At 71.0% G+C, this 12702-nt stretch carries 12 protein-coding genes; 7 read left to right on the plus strand and 5 right to left on the minus strand.

The genetic code is table 11. The annotated features are described in order from the left end of the window. The first annotated feature begins 97 nt into the window (after nucleotides 1–97). The 7 genes from K1T35_RS05375 to K1T35_RS05405 all read left to right on the plus strand — a co-directional run bounded on the left by K1T35_RS05375 (nucleotide 98) and on the right by K1T35_RS05405 (nucleotide 6832). Nucleotides 98–1483, plus strand: a complete 1386-nt coding sequence (locus tag K1T35_RS05375; RefSeq protein WP_220259073.1) for an NAD(P)/FAD-dependent oxidoreductase — start codon at nucleotides 98–100, stop codon at nucleotides 1481–1483. Nucleotides 1484–1547: 64 nt separating this feature from the next. Further along, nucleotides 1548–2219, plus strand: coding sequence for a hypothetical protein (locus K1T35_RS05380; RefSeq protein ID WP_220259074.1), 672 nt, complete (start codon nucleotides 1548–1550; stop codon nucleotides 2217–2219). Between the two features lie 76 nt (nucleotides 2220–2295). After that, the gene (locus K1T35_RS05385; RefSeq protein WP_220259075.1) at nucleotides 2296–3177 is read left to right on the plus strand and encodes an alpha/beta fold hydrolase; all 882 of its coding nucleotides are present in this window, start codon (nucleotides 2296–2298) and stop codon (nucleotides 3175–3177) included. 145 nt (nucleotides 3178–3322) lie between these two features. Further along, nucleotides 3323–4552 carry a DUF418 domain-containing protein gene (locus K1T35_RS05390; protein WP_220259076.1) on the plus strand — a complete coding sequence of 410 codons (1230 nt, stop codon included), beginning with the start codon at nucleotides 3323–3325 and terminating at the stop codon, nucleotides 4550–4552. A gap of 53 nt (nucleotides 4553–4605) precedes the next feature. Continuing rightward, the gene (locus K1T35_RS05395) at nucleotides 4606–5664 is read left to right on the plus strand and encodes a histidine kinase (RefSeq protein ID WP_220259077.1); all 1059 of its coding nucleotides are present in this window, start codon (nucleotides 4606–4608) and stop codon (nucleotides 5662–5664) included. A 7-nt stretch (nucleotides 5665–5671) separates the two neighbouring features. Continuing rightward, nucleotides 5672–6304, plus strand: a complete 633-nt coding sequence (locus K1T35_RS05400) for a response regulator transcription factor (protein WP_220259078.1) — start codon at nucleotides 5672–5674, stop codon at nucleotides 6302–6304. Between the two features lie 126 nt (nucleotides 6305–6430). Next, nucleotides 6431–6832 carry a hypothetical protein gene (locus tag K1T35_RS05405; RefSeq protein ID WP_220259079.1) on the plus strand — a complete coding sequence of 134 codons (402 nt, stop codon included), beginning with the start codon at nucleotides 6431–6433 and terminating at the stop codon, nucleotides 6830–6832. Between the two features lie 358 nt (nucleotides 6833–7190). On the opposite strand, the gene K1T35_RS05410 is transcribed toward K1T35_RS05405, so the two are convergent. From K1T35_RS05410 to K1T35_RS05430, 5 genes are read right to left on the minus strand one after another with little or no spacing between them, the layout of a single operon-like run. Further along, nucleotides 7191–8192 (minus strand): ABC transporter ATP-binding protein, encoded by a 1002-nt coding sequence (locus K1T35_RS05410; protein WP_220259080.1) that lies wholly within the window; start codon nucleotides 8190–8192, stop codon nucleotides 7191–7193. Further along, entirely contained in the window at nucleotides 8189–9172 is a 984-nt protein-coding gene (locus K1T35_RS05415; protein ID WP_220259081.1) for an ABC transporter ATP-binding protein, read from the minus strand. The genes K1T35_RS05410 and K1T35_RS05415 overlap by 4 nt, the downstream gene beginning before the upstream one ends. Beyond that, nucleotides 9172–10077, minus strand: coding sequence for an ABC transporter permease (locus K1T35_RS05420; protein WP_220259082.1), 906 nt, complete (start codon nucleotides 10075–10077; stop codon nucleotides 9172–9174). The genes K1T35_RS05415 and K1T35_RS05420 overlap by 1 nt, the downstream gene beginning before the upstream one ends. Next, nucleotides 10070–10996: an ABC transporter permease gene (locus K1T35_RS05425; RefSeq protein WP_220259083.1), complete on the minus strand. Its 927-nt coding sequence runs from the start codon at nucleotides 10994–10996 to the stop codon at nucleotides 10070–10072. The genes K1T35_RS05420 and K1T35_RS05425 overlap by 8 nt, the downstream gene beginning before the upstream one ends. A 12-nt stretch (nucleotides 10997–11008) precedes the next feature. Further along, nucleotides 11009–12613 (minus strand): ABC transporter substrate-binding protein, encoded by a 1605-nt coding sequence (locus tag K1T35_RS05430; protein ID WP_370645311.1) that lies wholly within the window; start codon nucleotides 12611–12613, stop codon nucleotides 11009–11011. Nucleotides 12614–12702: the final 89 nt, after the last annotated feature.

Raw genomic sequence — 12702 nt, forward strand, 5'->3', positions numbered from 1 at the left:
TCGCCTGAGAGCTGACCAGCGAATGGACAGCATCCGGCCTCCTGCCTGAACACCGCCACGGCGCATCGTCGGCCCTCCCGACACGAGGAGGTGCTCGATGCCACGCAACGGACACGCCGTCGTCCTGGGTGCCTGGATCGCCGGCCTGCTGGCCGCCCGGGTGCTCACCGACTCCCACGACCGCGTCACGGTCATCGAACGGGACCGGATCCCCGCCGCGGACGACCCGCGACGCGGTGTGCCGCAAGGCGGTCACACGCACGGCCTCATGCCCCGCGGCGCACACGCGGTCGACCAGCTCCTCCCCGGCGTCCTCGACGAGCTGACCCGTGCCGGTGCCGTCCCCGTCGAGCCGCTCGTGGACATCCGCGCCGTCATCGGAGGCCGGCGCCTGCTGCGCACGCCGATCGGCGCCGCCGCCGTGCAGGCGACCAGGCCGTTCCTGGAACGGCACATCCGCGAGCGGGTCCGGACGCTGTCCGGTGTCGAGCTGCTCGCCGGCTGCGACGTCGTCGGCCTGCTCGCCGACGGGACCGGCACCCGCATCACCGGCGTGCGGGTACTGCGTCGTGACGCGGGCAGCGCGGTGGAGTCCGTCCCGGCCGAGCTCGTCGTCGACGCCACCGGGCGCGCCTCCCGCACTCCGGTCTGGCTGGAGGCCCTCGGCTTCGACCGCCCTGTCGAGGACCGCCCGAGGATCGACCTCGGCTACGCCTCCCGCCATCTCCGGTTGGCCCCCGGAGCGGACGTCGAGGCGTCGGTCATGGTCGGAGCGGTTCCAGGAAACGCCCGTGGCATGGCCTTCAACGCGGTCGAGGGCGGGCTAAGGCTGCTCACCCTCGCCGGGATAGGCCGCGCGAACCACCCACCCGCCGATGACGAGGGCTTCCTCGAGTTCGCCGCCGCCGTCGCCCCACCGGACGTGGCCGCCGCGATCCGGGCGGCCGAGCCGACGTCCGGGATCACCCACTACCGCTTTCCCGCCTACCAGCGACGGCACTACCGGCGGCTGCGCCGGTTCCCGGACGGGCTGCTCGTCGCCGGTGACGCTGTGTGCAGCTTCAACCCGATCTACGCCCAGGGCATGACCGTCGCCGCCGTGGAGGCGCTCGAGCTGCGCCGGTGCCTCGCCGATGGCCGCGCCGGGCTCGCCCGCCGCTACTTCGCCGCCGTCGACCGGATCGTGCATCGGGCGTGGCAGATGAGCCTCGGATCCGACCTCGCCCTCCCGGAGGTCGCGGGGAAGCGGACGCTCGGGATCCGGTTGATGAACGCCTACATGGCCCGCCTGCTCGTCCTTGCGGAGCGGGACCCGGTCGTCGCGCGGCAGTTCGGTCGTGTCATCGGCCTGCTCGACGCCCCGACCGCGCTGACCCGGCCTGCAATCCTGCGCCGCGTCCTGTCGGCCCGCGGCGAGCCGGCACCCGGGCGCAATGCGATCGGCCCGGCTACCGCCGGCGACGTAAGCCAGGTGTCGCCGTGAGCAGGACGTGCCCACGGGGCCACTTCCCCATCCTGGCATCCACCTCGAACGACAGGAGTGAGCGATGAACACATCCACCCGGGCCCTGTCCCGCAGCACACCCGGCGTCGGCGTGCTCGCCGCCATCGGCTTCCTCGGCGCCTACCTCGCGGTGGGCCCGGTGTCCGGGGCGTTCGCCGACGGGGAGCTGCCGCTGCCCGGTTCCCCCGCCTCGGAGGTGGCCGCCTTCTACGCGGCCAACCCGACCGCCGTCGCGATCACCGCCGGGCTGCAGATCGTCTCGGTGGCCTGCTTCGCGGTGTTCGTCGCCGGACTCGCCCCCGCCCTACGTGCGGCGGGCGCCGCGTGGCTGCCGCCGGTCGGCTACCTGTCCACGGCCGCCATGGTGGTCTCGTCCGCGCTGTCCGGGACGCTCGCCGTGCTCGCGCCGTCGGCGAGCGACACGACCGTCACGGTCCTGCGCCAGGGGAGCTTCTACGCCGGTGGTGTCGCCAACGTCGTCCTGCTCGGCCTCTTCGTGTTCGGCTCGGCCCTTGTGCTCGGCCGGGAGCGGTTGTTCCGCACGCCGAGCCGCTGGTTCGGCTTCGTCTCCGGCACGCTCGCCGTGCTGTCGGTGCTGTCGTTGGCCATCTACTACGCCAACCTGTTCCTGCCGGTCGGTCGCGTGCTGTCGATGGCTTGGACGATCGTCGCCGCCATTGTCGTGCTCCGCCGGGTGAAGGCGGAGAGCCGATGACCCGGGTGACCACCCGGCGAGTTCGGCGCTCACACCGGGCTGCGCCCCGCCGGTATCGAGCAGCGATCCGCAAGCCATGAAGGTTTCTGCAACTCTTACACAGACCAGGAGACGCACCGTGGAATCGGTCGAGCTTTCGCACGGAGTTGTGAATTTCCGGGCCGCCGGTCCCGCCGACGCGGCCGCACCGCCGGTTCTCTTCGTCCACCCGTTCTTGATGGACGGGTCGCTCTGGTCGGGTGTTGCCGACCTGCTCGCGGCGCAGGGCATTCGCTCCTACGCGCCGGACTGGCCGCTCGGCTCCCACCGCACCCCCATGAAGCCGGGAACCGACCAGTCACCGCGCGGGATCGCCAATCAGATCCTGCTGTTCATCGAGGCACTCGATCTGCACGGTGTCACGCTCGTGGGTGGCGACACCGGTGGCGCGCTGTGCCAGTTCCTGCTCGACACGGACCCGAGTCGGATCGGCCGGGTCGTCCTCACGAACTGCGACGCGTTCGACACATTCCCGCCCTTCCCGTTCAACGTGATGTTCTCCCTGCTCAAGGGCGAGATCAGAATGAAGATCAACCTGCAGCCGATGCGGTGGCGCGCCTTCCGGCACTCACCCATGGGACTGGGACTGCTCGCCAACAAGCTCGACCCCGCACAGACCCGGGCCTGGATCGCGCCGAGCCTCGAGAACAAGGCGATCCGCAAGGACGCCGTCGAGTTCCTGCGAGCGGCCAAGCGCAAGGACCTGCTCGACGTGTCGACCCGACTCGACCGGTTCGCCGGCCCGGTCACCATCGTGTGGGGCACCGCCGACCGCGCCTTCACGACCAAGCTCGGCCGCCGCCTGCAGCGCGCCTTCGGCAATGCCCGCTTCGTGGAGGTCCCGAAGGCCAGGACACTCGTATCGCTCGATGCCCCCGAACAACTCGCCGACGCCATCACCGCCACCACGGCGTCGTAGCACGCGAGAGCAGGCAGAACTGATGCGATATTGCTCTGACGCCACTACTGCTGATCACGAATGAAGAGTGACAGGGGTAGTAGGCCCCCTGCGAGGGGAGCCCACACCGCTGTCGGCTGCCGCCCGCTGCGACCACGCTCGCGGTATGACAACGATCGAGATCGCGAGCTCGGCCCGCGACAGCCGGCACGCGCACCCCGGGCGAGCGCTCACCCCGGACCTGGCTCGCGGGGCGATGCTGTTGTTCATCGCGCTCGCCAACAGCGCGAACGTGGTGTTCGCGAGCCAGCCAGGGCTCGACCCCACCCCGGCCGGAGCCGGGAGGATCCTGAACTTCCTCCTCGCCGCGTTCGTCGACAGCCGTGCGTATCCGGTCTTCGCGGTGATGTTCGGGTACGGCCTCGTCCAGCTGGCGCGACGACGTGGGGGCGGAGTCGGGGACGCAAGGCGGGTCCTGCTGCGCCGCAACGGGTGGCTGGTCGGGTTCGGGTTGGTGCACGCCGCGCTGCTGTACTTCGGTGACTTCCTCGCCGCGTACGGCATCGTCGGGATCATCGCCACGCTGCTCCTGCTGAACCGCGGCGACCGGTTCCATCGCGCCGTCCTCTGGGTCTGGGGTGCGCAGCTGGTCTACGTGATCGTCCTGGCCGCTCTGCTCGTCGCGCGGCTCGCTGCCGACACCGGGGGGCACGCGGTGCTGCAGAACTCCCCCAACCCGTCGCTCGCCGCCCCCACCTACCTCCAGTCGGCCGTGGAGCGCCTCGCCGAGTGGCCGGTGCACACCGCGACGGTCATCCCGTTCATCATCGTCGTGTGGCTGGGCATGTGGGCCGCGCGGCGTCGCCTCCTCGAGGACCCGGCTCAGCACCGCAGTCTCCTGGCCTGGACCGCGGCCGTCTGCCTGACCGTGACGGTGGCGGGAGGCCTGCCTTACGCGCTGCTGTCCGCCGGGGTTCTCGACGTGAGCCCGGCCGCCGTCGAGCAGATGGCGATCCTGCACGCCGTGAGCGGTGGCTACGGAGGCCCGGGTTACGTCGCCCTGATCGCGCTCGTCGGAATGTGGCTGTCCACCAGGGACGCCGCGAGCCCGGTGGGACGGGCCACCGCGGCCGTCAGCGCCCTGGGGCGCCGTTCGCTCTCGGGCTACCTGTTCCAGTCCGTCGTCTGGGCGGTTCTGCTGGCCCCGTGGGGCATGGCGCTCGGTGGGCCTGCCGGGGATGCGTTCGTCGCCGCGGGCATCGCGGTCCTCACGTGGGCTGCCTCGGTGGCCGCCGCGTCCTGGCTGGAGGAACGGGGAATGGCGGGCCCTGCCGAGCGGGTGCTGCGCCGGCTCACCTACGGCCGTCGCCCCGCGAACCACACCGCCCGTTCCTGAGGATCCGAACAGTGGCACCATCCGGGGTGCTGTGTCGGCGGGGGGAGACGACGATGACGCGCGGCCGGTCATCCGTGCCCCCCGCCATACCTCTGCGCGCCGCCCTGGAGAATCGATCGCTGCGGTGGGAGATCGGGCTCGCGCTGGCTGCCGGCACCGCGGCGACCGTCATCTGGGCCATCGGCGGTAGCGACCCGGAATGGCTGCGCTGGGTCTGGTTCGGCTTGATCACCGCCATGGCGGCCGACATCGGGTTGCGCCTTGCCTGGCGCACGCCGTCCGGCAGGCGCCGGTGGTTCGCCGTCCACGTCGCCGTTTTCTCCGTGCTCGCCCCGCTCGAGATCGTCGTCTGGCTGCTCACCGGCGGTGGCTTCTTCTGGCCGGTCTGGCCGTTGCTGATCCTCACCGCCGCCTTGAGCACGCACGCCTGGATCCTCTCCCGGCTCCCGCCGTCGCGTGAGCAGGAGCTCGCCCGCCGCGTGGAGACGCTCACCCGGACCAGACGCGGTGCCGTCGACCACCAGGCTGCCGCGCTGCGTCGGATCGAACGCGATCTCCACGACGGCGCCCAGGCCCGGCTCGTGTCGCTGCGCGTGACCCTCGGGCTGGCCGAGCAGCTCGTCCGCACCGACCCGGACGCGGCACTTTCGCTCCTCGCGGAGAGCCGCGGCACCGCGGGGTCGGCACTCGAGGACCTGCGCGCCGTCATGCAGCAGATCCATCCCCCTGTCCTGGCCGACCGCGGTCTCGCCGGCGCCATCGACGCACTGGCGCTCGACCTGCCGATGCCGGTCACCGTGCACACCGAGCTTCCTGTGCAGCTGCCCGACGCCGTGGAGGTCGCGGCGTACTTCGCGGTGGCCGAGTGCCTGACGAACGTCGTGAAGCACAGCGACGCGAGCACCGCGGCGGTGACGGTGACCCTCGCCGACGGGGTGCTCACGGCCCGGGTCACCGATGACGGTTGCGGGGGTGCGTCCGTGGCGAAGGGGTCGGGGCTGCGCGGTGTCGCGGAACGCGTCGAGGTGTTCGACGGGCGCGTCGTCGTCGACAGCCCGCCCGGAGGCCCGACCGCGGTGACGATCACGATCAGGTGCGACGAGAAAGGGTAGGGGTGGCGTGCGGATCGTATTGGCCGAGGATCTCGGACTGCTGCGCGACGGGCTCGTCCGGCTCTTCGAGTCGCGCGGGATCGAGGTGGTCGCCGCGGTCGACAACGGGCCGCAGCTGCTGCACGAGCTGCTGACCCGGCGGCCCGACCTGGCCGTCGTCGACGTCCGGCTCCCGCCCACCTTCACGGACGAGGGTCTGCGGGCCGCCCTGGAGGCCCGTAGGCAGCTTCCGGAGCTGCCGGTCATGGTGCTGTCCCAGTACGTCGAGCAGCTCTACGCCCGTGAGCTCCTCGCCGACACGCGGGGCGGCATCGGGTACCTGCTCAAGGACCGGGTGTCGGACTTCGACGAGTTCCTCGACGCGGTCCACCGGGTGGCAGGCGGCGGAACCGCGCTCGACCCGACCGTCGTCGCGAAGCTGCTGGGCCGCCAGCTCCGCGATCCGGGCCTCCAGCGCCTCACCGACCGCGAGCTCGAGGTGCTCGCGCTCATGGCGCAGGGACGCTCCAACGCCGCCATCGGCGAGGCGCTCGTCATCACGGAGAAGTCGGTGGGCAAGCACACCAACTCGATCTTCGCGAAGCTGGGGCTGACCATCGCCCCCGACGCCAACCGCCGCGTGCTCGCCGTTCTCGCCTAACTCCAGCAGCCACCTGCCGCCGCCCCGCGGTAGCCCGCACCCCCGGTGCGGCCGGGGGTGGTAGACCCCCCACGTCGGGAGTCCACGCTGCTGCCGCGGCCCCTTCCACCAGGCGAAGCTCTAGTCATGACGAACATCGACCACATCACCACAGCACCGACCCACACGAGCCCGGTGTACCAGGGCCTGCGCAGCCGGTTGAGGCGCAACGCCGCAGTCGCACTGGCCGCAGGCTCCGGCCTGACCCTGATCTGGATGCTCACCGGAGGTGGGACCTTCTGGCCGGTGTGGGCCTGGATCGGCCTCGGCGGCGCGCTCGCCGCGGACGCGGGGCTGCGCCTGGCATTGCGGACGCCGCCCGGCATGCCCCGCTGGATCGCCATCGGCACGGTCGCCTGCGCGGTGCTCGCCGGGGTCGAGATCGCCGTCTGGGCGTTCGCGGGCGGCGGCTACTTCTGGCCGATGTGGGCACTGCTGATCCTGGCCGCGGCTCTGATCGTGCGTACCCGCGCCGTCGCGAGCGCGTGATCCGCAGGCCCCGGAGATGTGGCGCCACCCGCACCGCGGGTGGCGCCGGCGCTCGCGCTGCGACCCTCCTAGCTGACGAAGGTGCCGTTGGTCAGGCGTGCCATCATCGCGAACCTGCGCCGGCTCGGCGCGGGCACCGGACTCGCTCGCACGCTCGGGGTCCTCGAGCTCCTGGGCGTACTCGCCAACCAGAGCACAACCAGATCCAGGTTCTCGCTGGGTGCGCCGGACGGCGGGCCTCGTACTGGACGTACTCGGCCCGTCGGCCGGTGCGGCCAGCGTGGGCCTGGGCCGCCGAACTATTCGGCGGACTTCCGGCGGGGGACACTAGCCCGGTGCCTCCCCTGGCGAGGTCGTTTCAGCTCGGCAGCAGGTGCTGCTCCTCCGCGTGATGACAGGCGCTCGGGTGGTGCCCGCTGCCGCGAACGACGAGGGCGGGCTCCTCGTCCGCGCAGATCTCCGTGGCCTTCCAGCACCGGGTGCGGAAGCGGCAGCCGCTGGGCGGGTCCACCGGGCTCGGGACGTCGCCCGTGAGCCGGATCCGGGCCCGCGCGGCGCGCACGGCCGGGTCGGGAACCGGCACGGCCGAGAGCAACGCCTGCGTGTACGGATGGGCCGGGCGGTTGTAGATCTCGTCCTCCGTGCCGATCTCCACGATCTTGCCCAGGTACATGACGGCCACCCGGTCGGACAGGTGGCGCACCACGGAGAGGTCGTGGGCGATGAAGAGGTAGGAGAGGCCGAACTCGCGCTGCAGCTCGTCCATCAGGTTCATCACCTGGGCCTGGATCGACACGTCGAGCGCCGATACCGGCTCGTCGCAGACGATCACCTCGGGCTTCAGCGCGAGCGCGCGGGCGATCCCGATGCGCTGGCGCTGGCCCCCGGAGAACTGGTGTGGGTAGCGGTTGATGTGCTCCGGGTTGAGCCCGACGACGTCGAGGAGCTCCTGCACCTTCTTGCGCCGCGCGCCCTTCGGGGCGACGTCGGGGTGGATGTCGAACGGCTCACCGACGATGTCGCCGACGGTCATGCGCGGGTTCAGCGACGTGTACGGGTCCTGCAGCACGATCTGGATCGACCGGCGCAGCGCCTGCAGCGCCTTGCCGCGCTTGGCGAAGACGTCCTCACCGCGGAAGCGGACCCGGCCCGAGGTCGGCGGCTCCAGCCGCATCAGCACCTGGGCCAGCGTCGACTTCCCGCAGCCGGACTCGCCGACCACACCGAGGGTCTCGCCCTTGCGCAGCTCGAACGACACGCCGTCGACGGCCCGCACGTGCCCGACGGTGCGCTTGAAGACGATGCCGACCTGTACCGGGAAGTGCTTGACGAGGTTCTCGACCTCCAGAATGGGTGTCATCGCGCCACCAGCTCCTCGGCGAACAGGCACGCGGACGACCGGCCGCCGGGCAGCACCTCGAGCGGCGGTACGACATCGGAGCAGATATCGGCTGCCATCGGGCACCGCGGGTGGAACGGGCAGCCGGGCGGGATCCGGGTGAGGCTCGGCGGCAGGCCGCGGATGGCCCTGAGGGTGGTGCCCTTCGTGTCGACCCGCGGGATCGACTCCAGGAGCGACCGGGTGTACGGGTGGCACGGGTTGGCGTAGAGCGAGTGCACGTCCGCGTGCTCGACGATCCGGCCCGCGTACATCACGGCGATCCGGTCGGCCACCTCCGCGACCACGCCGAGATCGTGCGTGATCAGGATCAGGCCCATGTGCCGCTCTGCCTGGATCTCGGCGAGCAGGTCCATGATCTGGGCCTGCACGGTGACGTCGAGCGCGGTGGTCGGCTCGTCGGCGATGAGGACGTCGGGGTCGAGCGCGAGCGACATCGCGATCATCACGCGCTGCCGCATGCCGCCCGAGAACTGGTGCGGGTGGTCGCGCACCCGCTGCCGTGCGGCCGGGATGCCGACCATGTCGAGCAGCTCGACCGCCCGCTTCTCCGCGTCGCGCCTGCTCATCCCGCGCCGGGTGCGCAGCTGCTCTCCGATCTGGAACCCGACGGTGAACACCGGGTTCAGCGCCGACAGCGCATCCTGGAAGACCATCGCCATGTGCTCGCCGCGCAGCTCCCTGCGCCGCTGCGGAGTGGCGGTGAGCAGCTCCTCCCCGCGGTAGCGCACCACACCCCCCGTGACGACCGCGGGCGGGGCCGGCAGGATCCCCATGATCGTGTTGGCCGTGACGCTCTTGCCGGACCCGGACTCACCGAGCACGGCGAGGGTCTCCCCGGAGTCCACGTGGTAGTCGACGCCGTTGAGCACGTGCGCCACCCCGTCGCGGGTGTGGAACTCCACGCGGAGGCCGTCCACCTCCAGCAGGGGATTCGACATCAGCGGCCCTTCGGGTCGAACGCCTCGCGCACCGCGTCGCCGAGCATCACGAACGCGAGCACCGTGACGGCGAGGAACGCGGCGGGGAACAGCAGCAGGAACGGCGCGACGCGCAGGTAGTCGCGCGCCTCGCTGATCATCACGCCCCACGACACGACGGGCTCGCGCAGCCCGATGCCGAGGAACGACAGCGTGGCCTCCACGCCGATGAAGGCGCCGAGCGCGATCGTGGCGTAGACCAGCACGGGGGCGAGGCAGTTCGGCAGCATGTGCCGCCAGATCACCCGCGCGGGGCTCGCCCCGAGCGCGCGGGCGGCGCGGACGTAGTCCTGGTCGCGGGCCGCGATCGCGGCCGACCGCGTGATCCGCATGGACACCGGCCACGACAGCGCGGCCATCGTCAGCACCACGAGCGCGGTGATCCCGGCGGCGCCCTCGCCGATCGTCTCGCGGAAACTCGAGAGGATCACGATCGCGCCGAGCACGAACGGCAGGCCGAAGACGACGTCGGTGAGCCGGGAGACGAGGCTGTCCAGCCATCCGCCGTAGTAGCCGGCGAACATGCCCAACGCACCGCCGATGAGCACGGTCAACGTCGTGGCGAGCACCCCGACGACGATCGACACCCGCGTGCCGTAGACCGTGCGCGCGAACACGTCGCGGCCGAGCAGGTCGTAGCCGAACCACGCCTGCGCCGACGGTGGCTGCCGGCTGCGGGCGAGGTCGCCGACGGTCGGGTCGACGGAGGTGAACAGCTGCGGGAAGGCCGAGAGCACCAGCAGGAACGCGATCAGCGTCGTCGCGATCAGGAAGAGCGGGCGCCTGCGCAGGTCGTGCCATGCGTCGGAGGCGAGGCTGCGCGCCCGGTCCGGGCCCGCCGCGGCCAGCACGCTGGGGTCAGACATAGCGGATCCTCGGGTCCAGTACGGCGTAGATCACGTCCACCAGCAGGTTCATCAGCAGGTAGACGATCACGAGCAGGACGACCACCCCGGTGACGGTGGCGCCCTCCCGCAGCGCGATGGAGCGGAAGATCAGGCCGCCGACGCCGCGGATGTTGAAGATGCCCTCGGTGACGATCGCACCGCTCATGAGCGAGCCGAGATCGACACCCAGGAACGTGACGACCGGGATCAACGAGTTCCGGAGCAGGTGCACGCCGACCACGCGGCGCGGTTCGAGGCCCTTCGCGACCGCGGTGCGGACGTAGTCGGAGCGCCGGTTCTCCGCGATGGAGGTGCGGGTGAGCCGGGCGACGTACGCCATCGACAGGCTGCCGAGCACGAAGCCGGGCACGATCAGCTCCCCGAAACCGGCGCCTGCGGAGACGGTCGGCGAGATGATCCCCAGCCGCAGCCCCAGCACGGTCTGCAGCACGTAGCCGGTGACGAACACCGGGATCGAGATCAGGAAGAGCGTCGATACCAGCACGAGGTTGTCGAGGAAGCCACCCGAGCGCAGGCCGGTGAGCACCCCGGCGAGCACCCCGATGATCCCCTCGATCAGCAGCGCGACGATCGCCAGCCGCAGCGTGACCGGGTACGCGGCCGCGATCAGCTCGCCGACCGACGTGCCGGAGAACGTCTCGCCGAAGTCGCCCTGCGCCAGGTTGCCGAGGTAGCGCAGGTACTGCACGACGATGTTCTCGTCCAGGTGGAACTCCTCGCGCATGCGGGCGACGTACGCGTCCGGGCAGGCCCGTTCGCCGCACTTGCCGGCGAACGGGTCGCCCGGCAACGCCCAGACGAGCAGGTAGATGAGGAACGTCGTCCCGAGGAACACCGGGACGAGTTGGAGGAGCCTGCGAAGGACGTAGCGCCCCACGGTCCTACCGTCCTACTCCGAGACCGTGACGCTCTCCAGGTCGAGCTCGCGGAACGGTGTGACCGTGACGTTCTGCAGCCGCTCCGACCAGCCCGCCTGGAACGACTGGAAGTACACCGGGATCGCCGGCATGTCCTGGATGATCATGCGCTCGGCCTCCTGGTAGAGCGTGTTGCCCTCCTCGATGGACGGAGCCGCGTCCGCGCGGGCGAGCAGTGCGTCGACCGCCGGGTTGGAGTACTCGCCGTCGTTGGTGGCGCCACCCGTGCGGTACAGCGGGTTGAGGAAGTTCTCGATCGACGGGTAGTCCGCCACCCAGCTGCTGCGGTAGATCCGGGTCAGCTGCCGGGCGTTGATCGCCGAGCGGTGCTCGCCGAAGGTGGGCACCGGGACGAAGTTGCACTGCACGCCGAGCGCGTTGCTGATGGAGACGCACGTGGCCTGCATCCACTCCGCGTTGCCGGAGTCGGCGTTCGAGGTCAGCTCGATCGCCCCCTGGTACCCGGTCGCCTCGAACATCTGCCGCGCGCGCTCCGGCTGGTATGTGCACAGCTCGCCGCACTGGTTGGCGACACGGCCCGGCACGTCGGGTGCCACGAGCCCGTCCGCGGGTGGCCGGGTGCCGCCGAAGATCCGCTGGTTGATCTGCTCCCGGTCGATCGCCATCGAGATCGCCTGCCGCAGCTGCGGGTTCTGGTAGCGCGCGTCGTAGAACGGGAAGCCGAGGCGCTGCACGCCGAGGAAGGTGCGCGACACGCTGCGGTTCGCGAGGTCGGTCTGGTAGAGGTTGCCCGCCAGCCCGGAGGGCGGAATGACCTCGATGAAGTCGAGGTTGTTCGCCACGACATCGGCGTAGGCCGCCTCCGCGGACTCGTAGAAGCGGAACTCCACCCCGGAGATGCTCGGCCTGGGCGCGCCTGCCCACTGCTCGTTGCGCTCGACGAGGACGTTGACGCCCGGCTGGCGGGAGACGAAGCGGAACGGTCCGTTGCCGATCGGGTGGGCCTCGAACGCCGCCGGGTCGGTGAAGAACGCGTCCGGAAGCGGCGAGAACGCCCGATAACCCAGCATGATCGGGAACACCGCGAACGGTGCGGACAGGGTGACCTCGAAGGTCCGGTCGTCCACGACGCGCAGGCCGGACATCTCCTGCGCGGCCGGCTGCGGTGCCGTCTGCGGTCCGCCGGTGCCGTCCGGGTCCTCGGTGTGGACCTGGTCGTAGCCCTGGATCTGGGAGAAGAAGGCGCCGTTCTGCTGGCCGTTGGGGGAGTACGCGACGTAGTTCCAGGCGCGGACGAAGCTCTGCGCGGTGACCGCGGTGCCGTCGTGGAACGTCCAGCCGTCCTTCAGGCGGATCGTGTAGACGCGCGAGTCGGTGGTCTCGATCGACTCGGCCACCATGTTGGCGGGCTGCGCGGTCTGCGGGTCGTACTCGACGAGCGGGCTGAACAGCGCGTCGATGATCTTCCCGCCACCGGTCTCGTTGGTGTTGCCGGGCACGAGCGGGTTCTCCGGCTCGGTGCCGTTCACGCTGATGGTGGCGCCGCTCGCTTCGGTCGCGCCCCCACCGGGTTCGCCACCCCCACCGCACGCGGCGGTGACCATGGCGATGGACACCGATACCGCCGTCCAGGCAGCTGCTCGTCGCGCGCGCATGTCCCCCCATATCGTCCGAACGGGCGACGCGGATGGCGCGTCTGCCGCAT

It is taken from the genome of Pseudonocardia sp. DSM 110487 (assembly GCF_019468565.1).
Classification (GTDB): domain Bacteria; phylum Actinomycetota; class Actinomycetes; order Mycobacteriales; family Pseudonocardiaceae; genus Pseudonocardia.